Here is a 19,066-nt window from a genome sequence, read left to right on the forward strand (position 1 = left end):
GCCCATCCGCACTGTCCGCGGCGCAGGATATGCCATCGGCGGGTAGCGCTGTTTCGGGGTGGTGGCGCGCTACATGGCGCGCTTTATCCCGCCAAATCTGGCCCTTGCGCGCGGGTCCTTGTCGAATAGCGCGGCAAGTTGTTCGGTCATCGCGCCCGCAAGTTGTTCAACATCGGTAATTGTAACCGCGCGCTGGTAGTAGCGTGTCACATCATGCCCGATCCCGATTGCCAGCAATTCCACGGCGCGGCGGCGTTCAACCAGTGCAATGACATCGCGCAGGTGCCGTTCCAGATAGTTGGCCGCATTCACCGACAGGGTGGAATCGTCTACCGGTGCCCCGTCGGATATGACCATCAGGATTTTGCGCGCTTCGGGCCTTGCCAGCATGCGCCTGTGCGCCCATTCCAGCGCTTCGCCGTCGATATTTTCCTTCAGCAACCCTTCTTTCATCATCAGGCCCAGATTGGGGCGCACCCGCCGCCACGGCGCATCGGCCTGTTTGTAGATGATGTGGCGCAGGTCGTTCAGGCGGCCGGGTTGCGCGCTGCGCCCTTCGCCCAGCCAGCGTTCGCGCGACTGCCCGCCCTTCCAGGCGCGGGTGGTGAAGCCCAGAATTTCGACCTTGACGTTGCAACGTTCCAGCGTGCGGGCCAGAACATCGGCGCAAATGGCGGCAATGGAAATGGGACGCCCGCGCATGGACCCTGAATTGTCCAGCAACAGCGTCACCACCGTGTCGCGGAATTCGGTGTCTTTTTCCTGCTTGAAGGACAGCGGCGTGGTGGGGTTGGCGACCACCCGCGCCAAACGGCCCGCATCAAGGATGCCTTCTTCCAGATCGAACAGCCAGGACCGGTTTTGTTGCGCCTGCAGGCGGCGCTGCAGCTTATTGGCCAGCCGTGACACAGCCCCTTTCAGCGGATCAAGTTGCTGGTCCAGATAGGCGCGCAGGCGTTCCAGTTCCGCAGGGTCGGCCAGATCCTCGGCACGGATTTCTTCGTCAAAGGCGGTGCTGAACACCTTGTATTCGGCATTTGCTTCTGAATGGGGGGGGGGTGGTGGCGGCTCCAGCGGCGCTTCGCCTTCGGGCATTTCGGCCTCGTCGGACATTTCGTCGCTGGCGTCCTGATCAAGGGCCGCATCCGCCTGCGCGCTGTCTTGCGCGGGGCTGTCGTCGTCGCTGTCCTGATCGGATTGTTCGTCCTGTCCGGTGCTGTCGGGGGTGTCCTGTTCTTCTGGCTGGTCCTCGGCCTCGGTGTCGGTGCTGTCGTCCTGATCGCCGGTATCGTCGGGGTCATCGCCCAGCTGGTCGCCATAGCCCAGATCCTCGATCATCTTGCGGGCGAACCGGGCGAAGGCGGTCTGATCGGCCAGCACCTGTTCCAGCCCGTCCAGCGTGCCGCCTGCACGGTCGGTGATGAAATCGCGCCACAGGTTCAGCACATTATCGGCCCCTTGGGGCAGGGTGCGGCCTGTCGCCAGTTCGCGAATCATGTAGCTGGCCGCAACCGGCAGCGGCGCATCCTGCCGGTCGCGGATCTGGGCATAGCCTTTGCGGGTGGCGTCATGGGAAATACGCGCGTCAATATTCTTCGCGGTGCCGGGCATGTGGCGCGCGCCGACTGCTTCGCAGCGGGCATCTTCCATGGCCTGATACAGGTCGCGCGCCATCTGCCCTTGTGGCAGGTAACGGGTATGGGTGGCGTCATCGTGGAAACGCAGGCGCAAGGCCAGCGTATCGGCGGTGCCGCGCGCCAGAAGCACTTCGTCGCGGGTCATGCGGCGCGTGACCTGCGGCAGGCGCATGGTATCACCACTGACGCCGGGCGGGTCCACCGAATAGGTCACGGTCATATCACGGGCATCCGCCATCGTGCGTGTCGCGTCAGACAGCGCCTTCTTGAACGGGTCGGCAGGGTTGTCGGTGCGGGTCATGCGGCGGCGTGCTCTTGGTTTTTGGGGTCCTTGCCAAGAGATAGACCAGAGCACGCGGAAAAGAAAGCGTTGGGCCCGTCAAAAGATGGGTCAAAATCTGGGGCTGGGGGCGATGCAATTTGTCCCGGTATATTCCGAACAACCAATCATCACACCGCTCATGCCGCCAAGGGTATTGCCAAAGCCGAATGTTCCGGCGGCTTCTTCGGCATTTGGTCCGTAAAATGCGCCGTCCAACTCGCCCCAGGCTTGTTGTCCACCATAGTCGAAGGTCGTATCGACGGTGTTGAAAAACCGCGCATTAGGGTCGATGGCGGCATTCTGGAAGCCGGCGGTTAGCGCTGTGGACTGGCCGCTTGCGTCATCGCGCAAGGTGCCGTTGAATTGCCCGGATAACTGGCCTGCCGCAAAATCCACATCCAGTTGTGTGATGCCTGATGCGCGCCCGGCATATCTGGTGCCGTCGGCGGTGATGCTGGCGCCTGACTGGAACTGTCCGGTATATGTCGCGGATGATCCGGGCAGGTGCACCCGGTCGGAAGAACCTGGCCCGGAATGCAGGGCTGCAAACCCGTCCTTATCCTGGTCCGGTCCGTAGCCGTTCACCGCGAATGCCCCCGCATAGGAATGCACCGCGCGCAATTCATTGACCAGATACGCGCTTTTGGCGTTGGCGACCGCGCATTCCGGCACCACCGCGCCGCCACCGGCGCGGTCGCACACCACGCTGACCCCCACAAGGGGACCATTGTGAAAATCCACGCGGGCGCCGATGTCCAAGGTGTTATAGGCCATCGTCGCTTCCAGCCCCGCAGCGGGGTCTTGCCCGTTGCGGGCCAGCACGCCGCCGGAATTGCCTTGGCCGGATTGGGGCAATGTGTTGGGCGGGGCGGCGCTTGTCGACGCGGTGGTTTGGTGCGTGGGCGGATTGCCAAATCCGGTGGCCCCTTCGTTACTGCACGCAGCGATAAGCGTAAGTGCAAAACATGAAATAATGACTGCGCGCGACATGGCCTTTGCCCTCGTGGTTAATAAATACTTAATGTGTGAATGCCCGAGGAATATGTCCAAAATTGGGGTAAATAGCGGTCAACTTGGCGCAGTGATGAAAATTTGGAAACAATCGGTGCTGCAATCCGGCACTTTTTTCAGGACAGTTTGGCGCTGAACATTATCGCACAGATGCTGTGCAAAACTCCGTGTTTGCAACGCGGTGTGGATGGTTATGTGGGGTGGTGTAACCTATAACCAACTTGAAAAGGCGCATTATGTCTGCAACTCCTCGTATTGCCGTGATCCTGGGCAGCACCCGTGATTCCCGTTTTGGCGAAACACCCGCAAAATGGATCCTTGAACGCGCACAGGCGCGCGCCGGGTGGGATGTCGAATATCTGGACCTGAAGGATTTTGACCTGCCGTTGTTTAACGAAGTGGCGTCCAATGCGTGGATGCCGTCCGAAGACACCAAAGCCAAAGCGTGGCAAGAAAAAATTGGCCAGTTCGACGGCTTCATTTTCGTGACGCCGGAATATAACAGGTCCATCACCGGGGCGCTGAAAAACGCGCTGGACCAAGCCTATGTCGAATGGAACCGCAAGGCATTCGGGATTGTCAGCTACGGGTCTGTGGGCGGCACACGCGCGGCGGAACATTTGCGCACCATCGGGATTGAATTGCAGATGGCGTCAACCCGTTCGGCAGTGCATATCGGTGGCGGTGACTTCTTCGCGGTGCACCCGCTGGGCGGCCAGTCCAAACCGATGTCAGACATTGAAGGGTCGATTGGCGGCTCCGCTGATGCGATGCTGGATGAGCTGGACTGGTGGACCCGCGCAACCATGGCGGCACGCGGTTAAACCTTGTCAGGGCGCAGGAGTGCGATATGTGATTCCCGCGCGCCCCGACATTTGTGAAGGCACCACGCTGTGCCCGCGTTCATTGACGTTGCCGCGACCCACCCTGACCCTTTGTGGGTCGCGTGTTTTTATGTGCCAAGCCAGTTCCCACGTGATCGCTACAGATTGTAGATATGTGTTCGGTTGCGCGGGGCACCTGCTGCCCGCCTTAAAGGGTTGGATAGTTTTGCAGTTGGAATGGCCCAGCCGCACCAATGGCGTGCTATAGCGGGGTCTGACCGCAAAATGTGCATATACCCGCCATGACAGGGGTATGGCGTCAGGCAATGTCCTGAATGACAACCCCTTTCCAGCCAAGCCCGCGATATGTTTCGAAACCTTCGGTAGTATGGTAACATACAAGCTTGTTATTCGCGACGAAATAGCCTGATTTGGGGTCCATCCCGTCGGGGATGACGACTTTCTCTGACAGGAAACCCGTCCCGTCTGATGATGCGATCACCCGCGCGTGGCGGTCGACCAGCAAAGCGCGGGTGTTGCGTCTGGCCATGCTGTCATCCATCCGCAACGCGCCCACAATCGCGCGCGCTTGCGCTTCCCAGTCGAAACTGGTTGCCATAACCCCCAAGACCCGCCCGTTCTTGTCGCCATTTTCACGGATGGTACAGGCGTAGGAGATGGTTTGCCGGTCGCCAAGATAGGCAGAGCGCACGACTTCGCCAGCGGTGAATTCATCGCCTGAGCGTTGTGCAAGCGTTGTGCCGAACCACGGCAGGTCCCCGATTGATTTGTTTATGACATCGAATTCCCTTGGCCGTGCATTGGCCAGAATGCGCCCGTTGCGGTCTACAATCCATAAATCCAGATAAATATTATATGCGTCCAAAATGATACCCAGACGCCTGGTCGCCCTGTCCAGACTGCGCTGGTCAGTATCGGCCAGCGCCGACACAAAGGCCGCATCGGTCGCCCACCAGCGAACATCGCAGGTGCGTTCATACAGATTGCGGTCAATGGTATCGACGGCGGTGAAAGCCAGATCAACCAGCCTTTCGCCGGTGCTTTCGCGTTCCATTGCAGCCACCATTGCCGTCAGGTCGGACAATCGGCGGTGCAACTGGGCTTGAATATCCTGAGCGATGGCGTTGATTTCCGTGCCCACAGCGCTCACTTCATCCGCGACAACACCAAACCCGCGCCCAACCTGACCGGCGCGTGCTGCTTCGATTTTGGCGTTGATTGCCAGCATTTTCATCTGGACAGTAATCTTGCTTATGCTGGCAATACTTTTGCTGGCATAGCGCGTGGCTTCATTGCTTTGTGCCGAAATCGTTTCCAGCGAAATGCGCTGGCCCACGGGCGTTTGTGTCTGTGCAATATCTTTCACCTGTCGTCCCTTGTGGTGGGGGCCTGAATTGGGGCGCTTCAAGGCACCATAAGGGCGAAAGGTAAATTTTTATTGCACCCACCGAACAAAATGCCCTGCAACGCCATATTCGGGTTGCAGGGCATTTGGGTCAGGGCGCGCGGCGTTTCGTGCTTAGCCAAGGGCCATGCTGACCGCAGATTCCGGCAGTTCCTCGTCAAAGCAACGCTGATAGAATTCGGCCACTGTCTGGCGCTCCAACTCGTCGCATTTGTTCAGGAAGGACAGGCGGAACGCATAGCCGATGGACCGGAAAATACGCGCGTTTTCCGCCCAGTTGATGACGGTGCGCGGGGACATGACCGTGGACAGATCGCCATTCATAAACGCAGTCCGCGTCAGGTCGGCCACAGTCACCATCTGGCTGATTTCCTGCCGCCCCTTGGCGGTGTTATAGGCCGGGTTCTTGGCCAGGACGATGGCGGCTTCGGCATCATGGGACAGATAGTTCAGCGTTGCCACCAGTGACCAGCGGTCCATCTGCGCCTGGTTGATTTGCTGAACCCCGTGATACAGGCCCGTCGTGTCGCCCAGACCCACAGTATTGGCCGTTGCAAACAGCCGGAAACTGGGATGCGGGGTGATGATTTCATTCTGGTCCAGCAGCGTCAGCTTGCCGTCATGTTCCAGAACACGCTGGATAACAAACATCACATCGGGGCGGCCTGCGTCATATTCATCAAACACAATCGCAACCGGATTGCGCAGCGCCCAAGGCAGAATGCCTTCCTGAAATTCGGTGACCTGCACGCCGTCCTTCAGCTTGATGGCGTCCTTGCCGATAAGGTCGATCCGGCTGATATGGCTGTCAAGGTTCACCCGCACGGATGGCCAGTTCAACCGCGCCGCGATTTGTTCAATATGGGTGGATTTGCCCGTCCCATGATAGCCCTGAACCATGACGCGCCGATTATAGGCGAAACCGGCAAGTATGGCCAATGTCGTGTCAGGGTCGAATTTATAGGTCGGGTCCAATGCGGGAACGCGGTCTGTCGCTTCGGCAAAGCCCTTGACCGTCATGTCGCTGTCAATGCCGAACACATCGCGCACATGGATTTCTTCGGTCGGTTTCATTGGTGCCGTCATAGTGTCATTTCCCGCCTGAAAGTGTCGTCTGATGCGCAAGAAGCGCGCGATTGCCTAGTCTGTGGAACATATCCCGCGCAGGTGCAAGGGGAAGGGGGCAGCGCCAGTTCTGTTGTCGCGCCTTTTTATGCATCTGCCCGCGCACCGGGTGCGCGGGCCTGGTGTGGCGTCTGCCCAGCAGGTCATATGCCCTGCGTCAGACCTTGGACACTGCGTCAAGAATACGCGCCCATGATCTGATTCCGCGATGAAAGCTGTCCAGATCATATTTTTCATTCGGGGAATGGATCTGGTCGTCATTCTTGGCAAAGCCTATCAACATGGAATCCATGCCAAGGATGGATTTGAAATATCCCGCAATGGGAATTGACCCGCCTGCACCGACGAATGCCGCCGGGCGCGGCCACTCATCGCTAAGGGCTGCGCGCGCCGCTTCGAATGCCGGGTGGTCCGTTGCCATGACCGATGCGGGCGACGCGCCATGGTCCAGAAATTCCACGCGGCAATCGGCGGGAATGCGGGCGCGCACGAAATCGCGGAACGCGGCGCGCAATTTATGGGGGTCTTGCTGGCCTACCAGCCGGAAGCTGACCTTGGCGGAGGCCTGCGCGGGCAGGACCGTTTTGAACCCGGCGCCAGTGTAACCCGCCGTCATCCCGTTGATTTCGCATGTCGGACGCGACCAGATCATTTCCAGCACGCTGCGCCCGGCTTCGCCAGCGGGGTGTTTCAGCCCCACCGACCCCAGAAATGCGTCAGGGTCAAAGCCCAGCCCGTCCCATTGCGCGCGCAAATCGTCGGGCAGATCGGGCACATCATCGTAGAAACCGGGCACTGTTACGCGGCCCTGATCATCATGCAATTCCGCCAGAATGCGCGCCAGAACGCGGGCGGGGTTCATGGCCGCCCCCCCGAAGGAACCTGAATGCAGGTCGCGGGTCGGGCCATGGATGATGATTTCCTCGCCCAGCAGGCCGCGCAACATGGTGGTGACAGCGGGCGTTTGCGCATCAAAAAGCCCCGTGTCGCATATCAGCGCCAGATCGGCGCGCAGCGCGTCGCGGTTTGCCTGCAGATAGGGCACAAGCGACGGCGAGCCGCTTTCTTCTTCGCCTTCCATGCAGAAGGTCAGTTTCACCGGAAGGGTTCCATGCACCGCCAGCCATGCCCGGCACGCCTCAACGAAGGTCATCAACTGGCCCTTGTCGTCAGACGCGCCGCGCGCGCGGATCACTTTTCCGTTGGGGGTGTCTTCGATCAAGGGCGCAAACGGGTCGTGGTCCCACAGCTCCAGCGGGTCCACGGGTTGCACGTCATAATGCCCGTAAAACAGCAAATGCGGCGCGTCGGGCGCGCCCCCTGTCGCCACAACCATAGGGTGGCCCGGCGTGTCATCCTTGCGGGCAGAAAAGCCAAGCGTGTTCAGGTCATTAACCAGCCATTGCGCGGCGCGGTCCACATCCGGCGCGAAGGCGGGGTCGGTGGAAATGGACGGGATGCGCAGCAAATCCTGCAGCCGTTCAAGGGCGTTGGGCAAATCCTGGTCAATATGGTCCAGAACGCTGTTCAGGTCAGGTGTCATCTTGCTTCTCCGGATTTCAGGTCTGCGGCAGCCTATCAAAGCATGTCGGGCTGTCCAGCCCCGTATCAGCGTTTATAACGGTCCCGAACACCATGATTGATTCGGATGGAAGACGACATGAAATTCTGCAACATCTTTGGTCTGTCTACTGCAGCGGCCATCGCCATTTCGGGGTCAATGGCTGTGGCTGACCCTGCCACGTCAGAGCATTTTGAACTGGGCGAGTCGCGCATCACCCTTCATTTGCATGATTTCCTGACGGATGAGGAACTGACCGTTTTGCGCCTTGTCGGCCAGAACGAAGACGCGCTTGCGTTGTTCCTGCCCGAGGGCGCGGGGGGCTTCGGGGCCTTGGCGGTTGCGCCTGCTGACGGGTTTATTCGTGACGGCATGCCTGCCCCCTCTGCGGTGGCGTTGTCGGAATTGCCCGATATGGACGGCGCAAAAGCGGCGGCTGTTGCGGAATGCAACACGCTGCGCAGCGGTGGCCGCGCCTGCGAGGTTGTGCTTGAAATCGCGCCGCGCTGAGGGGCAGGCACCAGCAACCTTTTCGCGACAATAGGTCGCTTCAATTTTGATTTGTTCTAATCGCATGTTTGATTTAGGTCAAAGGCAATACCGCGCCCCTGGCCTATCAATGGGGCGGTTCGGTCCTTTCGGCAGTGTTGGACACTGACAACGGATCGCTATAGATGAATATGTACCCAGCAGCCGCGAGGGAGAGGGTCTTGAATTATAACGCCGCGCTCGATACCGCCATTCAAAGGCTTCATGACGAAGGCCGCTACCGGACCTTCATCGATATCGAACGCCGTCAGGGCCAGTTTCCGCATGCCATGTGGACCCGTCCGGACGGTGAACAACAGGAAATCGTTGTCTGGTGTGGCAATGATTATCTGGGCATGGGCCAGAACCCTGTTGTGTTGCAGGCCATGCATGAAGCGCTGGACGCGACCGGCGCGGGGTCGGGGGGCACGCGCAATATTTCCGGCACGACAGTGTATCACAAACGGCTGGAAGCCTCGCTTGCTGATCTGCACGGCAAGGAAGCGGCGCTTGTCTTTACCTCTGCCTATATTGCCAATGATGCCACGCTTTCGACCTTGCCGAAGCTGTTTCCGGGCCTGATCATCTATTCTGACGCCCTGAATCATGCGTCCATGATTGAAGGGGTGCGTCGCAATGGCGGTGCGAAGCGTATTTTCCGCCATAATGATGTCGCGCATCTGCGTGAATTGCTGGCAGCGGATGATCCTGCCGCGCCCAAGCTGATTGCCTTCGAATCCATCTATTCCATGGACGGGGATTTTGGCCCCATCAAGGAAATCTGCGATCTTGCCGATGAATTCGGCGCGCTGACCTATATTGACGAAGTGCACGCCGTTGGCATGTATGGCCCGCGTGGTGCCGGTGTGTGCGAACGCGACGGGTTGATGGACCGGATCGACATTATCAACGGCACATTGGCCAAGGCCTATGGCGTGATGGGCGGCTATATCGCGGCATCTGCCAAGATGTGTGACGCCGTGCGGTCCTATGCGCCGGGTTTCATTTTCACAACGTCCATTCCCCCCGCCGTGGCGGCTGGTGCGGTCGCTTCGGTTGAATATCTGAAAACAGCCCAATATTTGCGCGACAAGCAACAGGAAAACGCACGCATTCTGAAAATGCGCCTGCGCGGGCTTGGCCTGCCGATCATTGATCATGGCAGCCATATTGTGCCCGTGCATGTGGGCCACCCTGTCCATTGCAAGGCGATTTCGGATATGTTGCTGGAACAAAACGGAATTTACGTCCAGCCCATCAACTTTCCGACGGTGCCGCGCGGCACCGAGCGCCTGCGCTTCACGCCGTCACCGGTGCATAAGCCGCGCATGATTGATGACCTTGTTCGTGCGATGGACGGGCTTTGGGCGCATTGTGCGCTAAATCGTGCCGAAATCTCTGCCTGATAAATCTTAACGCTTCAATTCGACGTGAAAACCCGTATACTGTAACCATTCGTCAATGGATCGAAAGAAATCCATGTCGAGAGAGTGTTATTTGAGCAACAATATCTGTGTTAAGGGGCGGGAATGAAGTGGTTTGGCAGCAAACCCGAGGCAGAGGCTGAAACACAGACTGGTGCTGTGGGCTTTGACGATTTCGAGGTGCGACTGGGTGACCTGATGCGTGGCGAACGCGCCACCATGGGCAAATCGTTGTTGGATGTGCAGCGGGAATTGCACATCAGGGCAACATATATATCGGCCATCGAAGCGGGGGATTTGTCCGCCTTTGAGGCCACAAGTTTTGTCGCGGGGTATGTGCGGTCCTATGCGCGCTATCTGGGCATGGACCCGGATTGGTGCTATGCGAAATTCTGCGCCGAAACCAATTTTTCCATCAGCCCTGACTTGCAAAAAGCGCTTGCGCCCAAGCGGCCAGATGTGCCGGTTAACCGCGATTTCCAATTGGGGATGCTGTCGCGCACCCGGCTGGCCGCGGAACCCGAACCGTTCTGGCGCAGGCTGGACATGGCGGCTTTGGGGTCGATTACCGTTCTGCTGGCCCTGATTGTGGGTCTTGGATATGGCGGCTGGACCGTGCTGAAAGAAGTGCAGCGCGTGAACCTTGTTCCGGCCGATCAACCGCCCGAGGTGATGGCCGATCTCGACCCTGTCATGTCAGGTGCCGCCCCGCGTGTCTCTGAGAGCGGCGCTGATGATTTGCGCATTGGCAATCAGGACACGATCACCGCGAATGCGCAAGGTGTTGTGCGCGCCTACCGCCCCGAAGCGCTGGACGCACCAGTCATGGTGTCGCGTGATGGCCCGATTGCGGCCATCAACCCGCGTGACGCCGCGACGCCGGCGGCAGAGCGCGAAGACCTGACACGCAGCGCGATCGAACGCGCGTTGGCTGATGCGTCGGGGGGTATTATTGCCCAACCCGATACGCCGGAAACAGCCGGCGTGCGCGTGACAGGTGACGGGCCGCCACAAGTTGAAATTCTGGCCGTTCGGCCCAGCTGGGTGCGTGTGCGTGCGGCGGATGGCACTGTGTTGTTCGAGCGTATTCTTGATGCGGGCGAACGCTACATCGTGCCCCAATCTGAAGAACCCCCGATCCTGCGCGCCGGAAATTCCGGGTCCGTCTATATGCTTGTGGATGGGCAGCCTTTTGGCCCCACGGCACCGGGTGCACAAGTTGTTGATCAGGTGCGGCTGTCCCCGGATGCCGTGTCGGAACGCTTTGATGTGGCCGACCTGACAGGCGACAGCGATCTGATGAATTTCATTGATTTCGCGCAAATCGCACCGTGACCTTGCGGTTTCGCAATTCGACTGCGCGCGGTAACGGCAGGTTGCCGCGCGCAGTCATGTGGTTTATCTATCCCCAAGTGTTTTCTTGACAAAGGGCGGTCTTCGCATGGATCACAACCATATTCGCCCATGGCGCAACATCGAACGGCGCAAGTCGCGCCAGATCATGGTGGGCAATGTGCCTGTGGGCGGTGGTGCCCCCATCAGCGTGCAAACCATGACCAACACTGATTCCAGCGATGCGCGCGCGACCATCAAGCAGGTTCTGGCCTGTGCCGAAGCGGGCGCCGATATTGTGCGCGTGTCCGTGCCCGACACGGACGCCAGCCGCGCCCTGCGCGAAGTGGTGCGCGAAAGCCCTGTGCCCATCGTGGCGGATATTCATTTTCACTACAAACGCGGGATCGAAGCTGCCGAAGCGGGCGCGGCCTGCCTGCGCATCAACCCCGGCAATATTGGCGACGCGGCCCGCGTGCGCGAAGTGATCAAGGCCGCCCGCGATCATGATTGTTCCATCCGCATTGGCGTGAATGCCGGGTCACTGGAACGGCATTTGCTGGAAAAATACGGCGAACCCTGCCCTGATGCCATGATTGAAAGCGGGCTGGAACATATCCGCATTCTTCAGGACAATGATTTCCATAATTTCAAGATCAGTGTGAAAGCGTCTGATGTGTTCATGGCCTCTGCGGCCTATATGGGGCTGGCCGAGGCCACCGACGCGCCCATCCATCTGGGCATTACCGAAGCGGGCGGTATGATTTCGGGCACTGTGAAATCCGCCATCGGGTTGGGCAATTTGTTGTGGATGGGGATTGGCGATACCATTCGCGTGTCCCTGTCTGCGGACCCGGTGGAAGAAGTGAAGATCGGCTATGAAATCCTGAAATCGCTGGGGCTGCGTCATCGCGGGGTCAGCATTATTTCCTGCCCATCCTGCGCGCGTCAGGGCTTTGACGTTATCAAGACCGTCAGCGCGCTGGAAGACAGGCTGGCCCATATCAAAACCCCCATGAGCCTGTCGATCATCGGCTGTGTTGTCAATGGCCCCGGTGAGGCGCTGATGACCGATATCGGTTTTACCGGGGGGGGCGCAGGGTCGGGCATGGTCTATCTGGCGGGCAAGCAAAGCCACAAACTGTCAAATGCCGACATGATTGAACATATTGTCGAACAGGTCGAACGCCGCGCCGCCGAGATTGAGGCCCTGAAGGCCAGCGACCAAGCGGCGCAATAAATCCGCACCATGCCTGCACACAGGTTGAACCACGCGTGACCGGCGTGGCGCGAAACAATCTTAGCTGCCCACCTCTGCCAGCAATTGCGCATTGCCACCCGACGCTGTGGTGTCCACGCATAGATGACGTTCCAGCAGCACATGGCCCGCATCCGGCATGCCGGTAATCAGGGGCACGATGGGCCCGTCACGTTGGGCAAGTATGCGCGCGATGTGCTGCGCCTGGTCCTTTGGCCCCCAGAAAACCACAGCTGAAAACCCATCCATAGTGTCCAGCCCGTCGGGAATTCCGGCCAACGCCATGGCCTGCCCGCCAAGGGCGCGCACGATCTCGGCTTGGTGTTGCGCCTGCGCGGGCTGTGGCCCAAGGCACAGCACGGGCGCGCGCGGGACATGGCGCAAACGGTTGGTTTCGCCCGTCGGACCGGGCAGTTCCAGTTCCTGTTGATGGGCGGCAGTGGCACTTGCGGGGGTTGCCAGCGCCTGTTCCAGCACCGACCGTGACAGGCACGGGGCTGGTTGCTGGGAATGGCCCGCGTGGTTTTGTGTGAAGCGATGCAGGTACTGCGGCCCCCCGGCTTTGGGGCCAGTGCCTGACAGCCCTTCGCCGCCAAAAGGCTGGCTGCCCACCACTGCGCCGATCTGGTTGCGGTTGACATATGTATTGCCCACGCGCACCCGTTCGACAACATGCTGCACGCGCGCGTCAATGCGCGTGTGCAACCCGAAGGTCAGGCCATAGCCACGGGCGTTGATGTCATCGATAACGCCGTCCAGATCCGATGCGCGAAACCGTGCAATATGCAAAACCGGCCCGAACACTTCGCGCGCAAGGTCCGCTATGCCGGAAACGCGCAGCGCAACCGGCCCAATGAAATACCCGCCTTCGGGCGCTTTGATCTGGTGCAGAACGCGCCCTTGGCTGCGGGCTTGCGCAATATAGGCCGCAATCTGGTCGCGCGCATCGCGGTCGATTACGGGGCCAATATCAGTTGTCAGGTGCCACGGGTCGCCAAGGCGCAATTCGTCCATGGCCCCAAACAGCATATTTTCCAGGCTGTCCGCAATATCTTCTTGCAGATACAGACACCGCAGCGCCGAACAGCGTTGGCCTGCGGACTGAAACGCAGACGCCAGAATGTCGCGCACGGCTTGTTCGGGAAGCGCGGTGCTGTCCACAATCATGGCGTTCAACCCGCCTGTTTCCGCGACCAGGGGCGCGTCTGGCGACAGGTTGTCGGCCATTGCGCGCCGTATCCGCAAGGCTGTGTCCGTGGACCCGGTGAAGGCAACGCCACTGACGCGCGCATCCGATGTCAGCGCCGCGCCAACCGTGCCGCCATCCCCTGGCAGCAGTTGCAGCACATCGCGCGGCACACCGGCATCATGCAACAAAGTGGTGGCGAAATGGGCAATCAGCGGGGTTTGTTCCGCAGGTTTGGCCAGAACGCCATTCCCCGCCGCCAACGCCCCGGCAATCTGGCCGGTGAAAATGGCCAGCGGGAAATTCCATGGGCTGATGCAGGCAAACACCCCGCGTGCAGGCGCAACCAGGCCCTGTGCCTGCCGCGCGTAATAGCGCAGAAAATCCACGGCCTCGCGCAATTCGCCTACGGCATCCAGTTGGGTTTTGCCAGCCTCGCGTGCCAGTATGGCAAAGATTGCTCCAAAATGGTCTTCATACAGGTCCGCAGCGCGGTTCAGCACCCGCGCACGCGTTGCGCTGTCCACGTCCCATGCGCGCGCGGCCCCCAATGCGGTGTTGACGTCCTGCGCGCTGGCGGGCGCGATCTGTCCCACGTGTTCAGCCAGATCGGCGGGGTTGTGCATGTCGCGCGCGGTGTCGGGGGTAGGGGGTGTTGCCAGCAAGGGGCCAGCGCGCAGTTGGGTCATATGATGGGGGGCGCGCGCGTCATCAATGGCGGCCAAATCCCTGTGGCATGCCAGATCCCAGCCGCGCGAATTGCGCCGGTCCTTGCCAAACAGCCCCGGCCCCAGCGCCAGTTTCGGGTTGCGCCCCGCAGGCAGCGCGTCCAGCGCTGCAAAAGGGCAGGCGGCCACGGTTTCGGGTGGCACATCTTCATCGACAATCTGGTTCACAAAGGACGAATTCGCCCCGTTTTCCAGCAATCGCCGCACCAGATAGGCCAGCAAATCCTTATGCGCGCCTACCGGGGCATAGATGCGGCAGCGCGTCTTGTTGCGGGTCAGCACCAGATCATGCAGCGCCTCGCCCATGCCATGCAGGCGTTGGAATTCATATTCCTGCGGATTTGTCTGCATGTCCTTTGCCATATGCAACACGGCCGCGACTGTATGCGCGTTATGCGTGGCAAATTGCGGATAGATGCGCGCGGTCATGCCCAGCAATTTACGCGCACAGGCGATGAAATTGACATCGGCCGCAGGTTTTTGCGTCAGCACTGGAAACCCGTCCAGCCCCATGACCTGCGCGCGCTTGATTTCCGTGTCCCAATAAGCCCCTTTGACCAGCCGCACCATCAGTTTGCGGTTATGCGCGCAGGCCAGGTCATGCAACCAGTCAATCACATCGCCCGCGCGCGGGCCGTAAGCCTGCACCACCACGCCGAACCCGTCCCACCCTTCAAGGGCAGGGTCGCGCAGCACTTCGGCAATCACATCCAGCGACAGGGCCAGACGGTCCTGTTCCTCGGCGTCTATGTTGAAGCCCATTCCCAGCGCCGCCGCCAGCCGTGCCAGTTCGCGCACGCGCGGCACCAGTTCGGCCATGACGCGGTCGGCCTGTGCCAGTTCATAGCGGGGGTGTAGTGCCGACAGCTTCACGGAAATGCCGGGATTGGCGCGAATATCCGCCCCCGTGGCTGCCGCCCCAATGGCGCGAATGGCGCTGCGATAGGCCGCAAGGTAGCGCTGCGCATCGTCCATGGTGCGCGCCGCTTCGCCCAGCATGTCATAGGAATAGCTATACCCGCGCGCTTCCATTTTTGCCGCGCGGGCCATGGCTGTGGTGATGGTTTCGCCCAGCACGAACTGGCGGCCCATTTCCTTCATCGCGCGGCCCACAGCAGTGCGGATGACAGGCTCGCCCAGCCGTTTGACAGCACCACGTAGAACTTGCGCCGCGCTTTTGCTGCGATCATCCAGAACGCGCCCCGTCAGCATCAGCGCCCAAGTGGAGGCATTGACCAGACTGGATGAGGACCGTCCCAGATGCTTGCCCCAATCCGATGGGGCAATCTTGTCTTCGATCAGGTCGTCGATGGTGGCCGCGTCAGGCACACGCAACAAGGCTTCGGCCAGACACATCAGCGCGATCCCTTCATCTGTGGACAGCCCGTATTCCGCCAGAAACACTTCCATCAACCCCGGTGCGGCCTGCGTGCGAATATCAGTGACAAGGCGCGCTGCGTCCGCGCTGATTTTGGTGCGCGCGGGCAGGTCGAGCGCCGCTTGGTCGCGCGCGCCCGCCACAGTTTCCGCTTCATTGCGCAAGATCATATCTGTAAGTTGAAAGGGCGGGCGCTGTGGGGTTGTCATAGGGTTCACCATTTTCGGGAATATGACCCGAGCATGGCATATATTGCGGTTGAATTCTGCCTTATTTGGCGATAATGGCAGTGAAAATATCTTAAAAAAACAAGTGCAGCGAAACAATGGCCCGTATAAAGTTAGACAGTTTTGACCACGCCATCTTGCGGATTCTGGCCGTGGATGGGCGCCTTAGTGTGACCGATCTTGCATCGCGCATTGGTTTGACCAAATCCCCCACCCAGGCGCGGTTGCGCAGGCTGGAAGAACAGGGCGTCATTCACGGCTACCGCGCCATGATCGACCCCCATCAGATTGACGCGGCGCATATTGCCTTTGTCGAAGTGAAAATGTCGGACACGCGCGAAACTGCGCTGCAGGCGTTCAATGATGCGGTGCGCAATGTCCCTGAAATAGAGGAATGCCACCTTATTGCAGGGGCGTTCGACTATCTGCTGAAAGTGCGCAGTCGGGATATCGCGTCCTACAGGCGTGTTCTGGCCGAACATATTTCCGGCTTGCCCTATATTACATCGACATCAACACATGTGGTGATGGAAGCAGTCAAGGAAACCGGGGAACAGCCAGTGTTCTAGCGCATGTCGCGCAAAAGTGGGAACCGGTTTTGTGCCAAAAGACATGCGACACGCTCTGAAGGCGTCAGCGGCGCGTTGCCGTCAGCGTAGTGATTGGCCCGCTGCGCAGGATCAACTCGCCCCGGTTGCCAATATCAAACCCGTCGGCATGTTCCAGCGCGTCCAGAAAACGCCGTTCCAGATTGCGCAGCGCTGTCGGGCAGGCCAGTCGCGTTGTGCCAAGGTCTGTCAGGGACAAGCGGCCCTGCTGAATGGCGGCTTGTCCGACATACAGGTTACAGGCCAGCCGCCCCGTGATCTGGCCATCGGCCACCGCCAGTGTCAGGTCCGGATTGGGCGCGCCATGCGCGACGCCGAACAGCGATTGCACATACCAGGTGCCGCCTTGCAACAAGCGCAGCGGTGCGCCTGCGCAGCCTGCACTGCTGTCGGGGGCGTTGCGGCGTGTCAGTGTCGCAGACACCGGATAAGGGATGTGCCCATCGCGCAGGCGGCAATAGGCATCACTCAGGCGCAGGGACATCGTGTCAGTGTCGAATACCAGCGCGCCGTCATCAGTGCGGCGCGCTGTCATCTGGTCCAGCATTTCCTGATCGCCGTCCGGGCGGGGCAGGGTGATGACGGCCTGTTCCAGCCCCAGCTGGATTTGCCAGCTTTCATCCGCGGCAAAGGCCGTGATGGGCAGAATTGGCTGCGTGGGAATGCGCGCGCAGGTCACGGGCGCGCCATCGGGCGGCAGCAGCGTGACATCCGGCCCATCATCGTTCAGTCGTGTGCCATCTGCGGCCAGAAAACTGCCATCGCCCTGATCCAGAAACTGCCGCGCCGGTCGTGGCGATGTGGCGCGCAGCCCGTCATCCATCGGGGCCAGTGTCAGCACCGTGTCATCCGCGCACGCCCAGGAAGACCGGAACCCAAGTGCAAGAATGGGGTGCAGGTCCAGTTCGGGCGTTGTGCTGCGCCCGTCCAGCGGCAGTTGCGCGCTTTGCGCCAGCAGCTGCCCGTCCAGCACCAGCCCCGCCTGCAGGCTGCCCGCTTGCCGTGGCAATGCCGTGAAGCTGTGGGCGGCTGTGCTATCGCCTGAACGCGTGTCATGGCGCTGTGCGGCCAGCACCTGCCCCGCAGAGTCCAGAACGACCGTCACAGTTTCGGCCCCCTGCGGCGCGGGTGTTTCCCAGTGCAGGGTTGCAGTCACATCGCGCGCGGCGGCGTTCGCGGTCGTGGCAAGCACGGCTATCGCAGCAAAGGTAAGGCGCATCGCATGCTCCTGCAGTGTTAGCCCCATAACAGGGCTTACCGCATACATGCCCCGCGCGACAACCCGTATTGGCCGCGCGCCAGCCTTATGGGACCTGTCAGGCCGTTCAGGCGCGTTCCGAATACTCGAACGTTTCTGTGTTCACGACGATATCTTCGTCCTGGCCCACAAAGGGCGGAACCAGAATGCGCAGGCCATTGTCCAGAACCGCAGGTTTGAAGCTGTTTGCGGCGGTCTGCCCTTTGACCACTGGTTCGGTTTCGACGATCTTGCAGATCACTTTTTGCGGAAGTGAAATATTCAGGGCTTCTTCGCCGTAATATTCAACGGTGACGGTCATGCCGTCTTGCAAGAAGGGCCGACGCTCGCCCAGGATTTCCACGTCCAGTTCGACCTGTTCGAAGGATTCCATATCCATCACGACCAGACGGCCATCCGTTTCATACAGGAATTGCTGGTCTTTTTGTTCCAGCCGCACACGTTCCACCTTGTCTTCGGACCGGAAGCGTTCATTCAATTTGCGCCCGTCGCGCAGGTTTTTCATTTCCACCTGTGCAAATGCGCCACCTTTTCCGGGTTTCACATGGTTGACCTTGACGGCAGCCCAAAGCCCGCCATCATGTTCCAGAACATTGCCGGGACGAATCTCGTTACCGTTGATTTTGGGCATAGGATTACCTTGCTTTGCCTTGAATAATTGGTTTGCGCCCCTATATCGCGCATACAGGGCTTAGGCAAGAACTTGATCCTGGGCCGTAAATTCTGCATCCATGCAAAAAATGCATGGCTGGTATGCATCAACAGCGTAGCGAATCACATCACAAACCGCGTATGCAGGCCCGAGCGGTAAATGCAAGAGCAAGAATAAGGAACGAAATATGTTCGATGCAGCGGATGGAACGGCCTTTACGCATGAGCAAGGGGCCCGCGCCCGCAAACTATTCGCAGCCGTTGTGTTGGCTGCGCTGGATGATGCGATTGCGGATGACAAGAAATATGGCAACGGCCCCGAACAGATTGCGCGTTGGGCGCGGTCGCGTGACGGGCGTGAAGTGCTGAGTTGCGCAGGAATCGACCCGAATGAACGTGTGGTCGCTGGCTTGATGGAATTCGTGGCCAAGGGCGTGCGCACATCGGTTGCCCTGTCGCGCGAAGAAAGCGAACGGCGCAACGCCGCCGCTGCCGCAGAAGCGGAAGCTGCCTGAACGGCACATGTGCGAACCACAAAAAACCCTGAACCTGCTGCCAGGTTCAGGGTTTTTTCATGGGGTC

Annotated in this window: 15 protein-coding genes; 7 read left to right on the plus strand and 8 right to left on the minus strand. The window is 59.8% G+C overall.

Translation table 11 applies throughout. The annotated features are described in order from the left end of the window. Nucleotides 1-69 precede the first annotated feature (69 nt). Both cobT and ACTZWY_RS15465 read right to left on the minus strand, forming a co-directional pair. The gene (gene cobT / locus ACTZWY_RS15460) at nt 70-1,938 is read right to left on the minus strand and encodes a cobaltochelatase subunit CobT (protein WP_444791605.1); all 1,869 of its coding nucleotides are present in this window, start codon (nt 1,936-1,938) and stop codon (nt 70-72) included. A gap of 90 nt (nt 1,939-2,028) precedes the next feature. Then, the gene (locus ACTZWY_RS15465) at nt 2,029-2,949 is read right to left on the minus strand and encodes a transferrin-binding protein-like solute binding protein (protein WP_444791606.1); all 921 of its coding nucleotides are present in this window, start codon (nt 2,947-2,949) and stop codon (nt 2,029-2,031) included. Nucleotides 2,950-3,206: 257 nt separating this feature from the next. On the opposite strand from ACTZWY_RS15465, the gene ACTZWY_RS15470 reads away from it, so the two are divergent. Beyond that, nucleotides 3,207-3,794, plus strand: a complete 588-nt coding sequence (locus tag ACTZWY_RS15470) for an NADPH-dependent FMN reductase (RefSeq protein ID WP_444791607.1) — start codon at nt 3,207-3,209, stop codon at nt 3,792-3,794. 319 nt (nt 3,795-4,113) lie between these two features. Here the strand turns inward: ACTZWY_RS15470 and ACTZWY_RS15475 are convergent, their stop codons facing one another. The 3 genes from ACTZWY_RS15475 to ACTZWY_RS15485 all read right to left on the minus strand — a co-directional run bounded on the left by ACTZWY_RS15475 (nt 4,114) and on the right by ACTZWY_RS15485 (nt 7,888). After that, a complete protein-coding gene (locus ACTZWY_RS15475; RefSeq protein WP_444791608.1) occupies nt 4,114-5,181 on the minus strand; it encodes a methyl-accepting chemotaxis protein in 1,068 nt (355 codons plus the stop codon). 153 nt (nt 5,182-5,334) lie between these two features. Then, nucleotides 5,335-6,294, minus strand: a complete 960-nt coding sequence (gene cobS / locus ACTZWY_RS15480) for a cobaltochelatase subunit CobS (RefSeq protein WP_444791609.1) — start codon at nt 6,292-6,294, stop codon at nt 5,335-5,337. A gap of 208 nt (nt 6,295-6,502) precedes the next feature. Next, entirely contained in the window at nt 6,503-7,888 is a 1,386-nt protein-coding gene (locus ACTZWY_RS15485; RefSeq protein ID WP_444791610.1) for a M20/M25/M40 family metallo-hydrolase, read from the minus strand. 117 nt (nt 7,889-8,005) lie between these two features. Here ACTZWY_RS15485 and ACTZWY_RS15490 point away from each other — a divergent pair, with 117 nt between their 5' ends. The 4 genes from ACTZWY_RS15490 to ispG all read left to right on the plus strand — a co-directional run bounded on the left by ACTZWY_RS15490 (nt 8,006) and on the right by ispG (nt 12,430). Continuing rightward, entirely contained in the window at nt 8,006-8,416 is a 411-nt protein-coding gene (locus ACTZWY_RS15490) for a hypothetical protein (RefSeq protein ID WP_444791611.1), read from the plus strand. A 200-nt stretch (nt 8,417-8,616) separates the two neighbouring features. Continuing rightward, nucleotides 8,617-9,840: a 5-aminolevulinate synthase gene (hemA, locus tag ACTZWY_RS15495; RefSeq protein WP_444791612.1), complete on the plus strand. Its 1,224-nt coding sequence runs from the start codon at nt 8,617-8,619 to the stop codon at nt 9,838-9,840. Nucleotides 9,841-9,963: 123 nt separating this feature from the next. Continuing rightward, on the plus strand, nt 9,964-11,193 hold the full coding sequence (locus ACTZWY_RS15500) for a helix-turn-helix domain-containing protein (protein WP_444791613.1): 1,230 nt from the start codon (nt 9,964-9,966) through the stop codon (nt 11,191-11,193). Between the two features lie 106 nt (nt 11,194-11,299). Next, the gene (gene ispG, locus ACTZWY_RS15505; RefSeq protein WP_444791614.1) at nt 11,300-12,430 is read left to right on the plus strand and encodes a flavodoxin-dependent (E)-4-hydroxy-3-methylbut-2-enyl-diphosphate synthase; all 1,131 of its coding nucleotides are present in this window, start codon (nt 11,300-11,302) and stop codon (nt 12,428-12,430) included. A gap of 60 nt (nt 12,431-12,490) precedes the next feature. Here the strand turns inward: ispG and putA are convergent, their stop codons facing one another. After that, nucleotides 12,491-15,949, minus strand: a complete 3,459-nt coding sequence (gene putA, locus ACTZWY_RS15510) for a bifunctional proline dehydrogenase/L-glutamate gamma-semialdehyde dehydrogenase PutA (protein ID WP_444791615.1) — start codon at nt 15,947-15,949, stop codon at nt 12,491-12,493. 116 nt (nt 15,950-16,065) lie between these two features. On the opposite strand from putA, the gene ACTZWY_RS15515 reads away from it, so the two are divergent. Further along, nucleotides 16,066-16,536: an Lrp/AsnC family transcriptional regulator gene (locus ACTZWY_RS15515; RefSeq protein WP_444791616.1), complete on the plus strand. Its 471-nt coding sequence runs from the start codon at nt 16,066-16,068 to the stop codon at nt 16,534-16,536. 64 nt (nt 16,537-16,600) lie between these two features. Here ACTZWY_RS15515 and ACTZWY_RS15520 read toward each other — a convergent pair whose 3' ends face one another. Beyond that, nucleotides 16,601-17,794 (minus strand): META domain-containing protein, encoded by a 1,194-nt coding sequence (locus tag ACTZWY_RS15520; protein ID WP_444791617.1) that lies wholly within the window; start codon nt 17,792-17,794, stop codon nt 16,601-16,603. Nucleotides 17,795-17,900: 106 nt separating this feature from the next. Beyond that, complete coding sequence (gene efp / locus ACTZWY_RS15525) at nt 17,901-18,464, minus strand: elongation factor P (protein ID WP_444791618.1); 564 nt, start codon at nt 18,462-18,464, stop codon at nt 17,901-17,903. A 208-nt stretch (nt 18,465-18,672) separates the two neighbouring features. On the opposite strand from efp, the gene ACTZWY_RS15530 reads away from it, so the two are divergent. Continuing rightward, the gene (locus ACTZWY_RS15530; protein WP_071469852.1) at nt 18,673-18,999 is read left to right on the plus strand and encodes a DUF6280 family protein; all 327 of its coding nucleotides are present in this window, start codon (nt 18,673-18,675) and stop codon (nt 18,997-18,999) included. The last annotated feature ends 67 nt before the right edge of the window (nt 19,000-19,066 follow it).

This window comes from Roseinatronobacter sp. NSM, from assembly GCF_052379845.1.
In the GTDB taxonomy this organism is placed as follows: Bacteria; Pseudomonadota; Alphaproteobacteria; order Rhodobacterales; family Rhodobacteraceae; genus Roseinatronobacter.

What these genes read in the sequence shown, in the direction of transcription:
- ACTZWY_RS15515 (WP_444791616.1), top strand. Translation starts at nt 16,066, where the DNA reads ATGGCCCGTATAAAGTTAGACAGTTTTGACCACGCCATCTTGCGGATT.
- ispG (WP_444791614.1), top strand. Translation starts at nt 11,300, where the DNA reads ATGGATCACAACCATATTCGCCCATGGCGCAACATCGAACGGCGCAAG.
- ACTZWY_RS15485 (WP_444791610.1), bottom strand. Translation starts at nt 7,888, where the DNA reads ATGACACCTGACCTGAACAGCGTTCTGGACCATATTGACCAGGATTTG.
- putA (WP_444791615.1), bottom strand. Translation starts at nt 15,949, where the DNA reads ATGACAACCCCACAGCGCCCGCCCTTTCAACTTACAGATATGATCTTG.
- ACTZWY_RS15465 (WP_444791606.1), bottom strand. Translation starts at nt 2,949, where the DNA reads ATGTCGCGCGCAGTCATTATTTCATGTTTTGCACTTACGCTTATCGCT.
- ACTZWY_RS15490 (WP_444791611.1), top strand. Translation starts at nt 8,006, where the DNA reads ATGAAATTCTGCAACATCTTTGGTCTGTCTACTGCAGCGGCCATCGCC.
- cobS (WP_444791609.1), bottom strand. Translation starts at nt 6,294, where the DNA reads ATGAAACCGACCGAAGAAATCCATGTGCGCGATGTGTTCGGCATTGAC.
- ACTZWY_RS15530 (WP_071469852.1), top strand. Translation starts at nt 18,673, where the DNA reads ATGTTCGATGCAGCGGATGGAACGGCCTTTACGCATGAGCAAGGGGCC.
- efp (WP_444791618.1), bottom strand. Translation starts at nt 18,464, where the DNA reads ATGCCCAAAATCAACGGTAACGAGATTCGTCCCGGCAATGTTCTGGAA.
- ACTZWY_RS15520 (WP_444791617.1), bottom strand. Translation starts at nt 17,794, where the DNA reads ATGCGCCTTACCTTTGCTGCGATAGCCGTGCTTGCCACGACCGCGAAC.
- ACTZWY_RS15470 (WP_444791607.1), top strand. Translation starts at nt 3,207, where the DNA reads ATGTCTGCAACTCCTCGTATTGCCGTGATCCTGGGCAGCACCCGTGAT.
- ACTZWY_RS15500 (WP_444791613.1), top strand. Translation starts at nt 9,964, where the DNA reads ATGAAGTGGTTTGGCAGCAAACCCGAGGCAGAGGCTGAAACACAGACT.
- cobT (WP_444791605.1), bottom strand. Translation starts at nt 1,938, where the DNA reads ATGACCCGCACCGACAACCCTGCCGACCCGTTCAAGAAGGCGCTGTCT.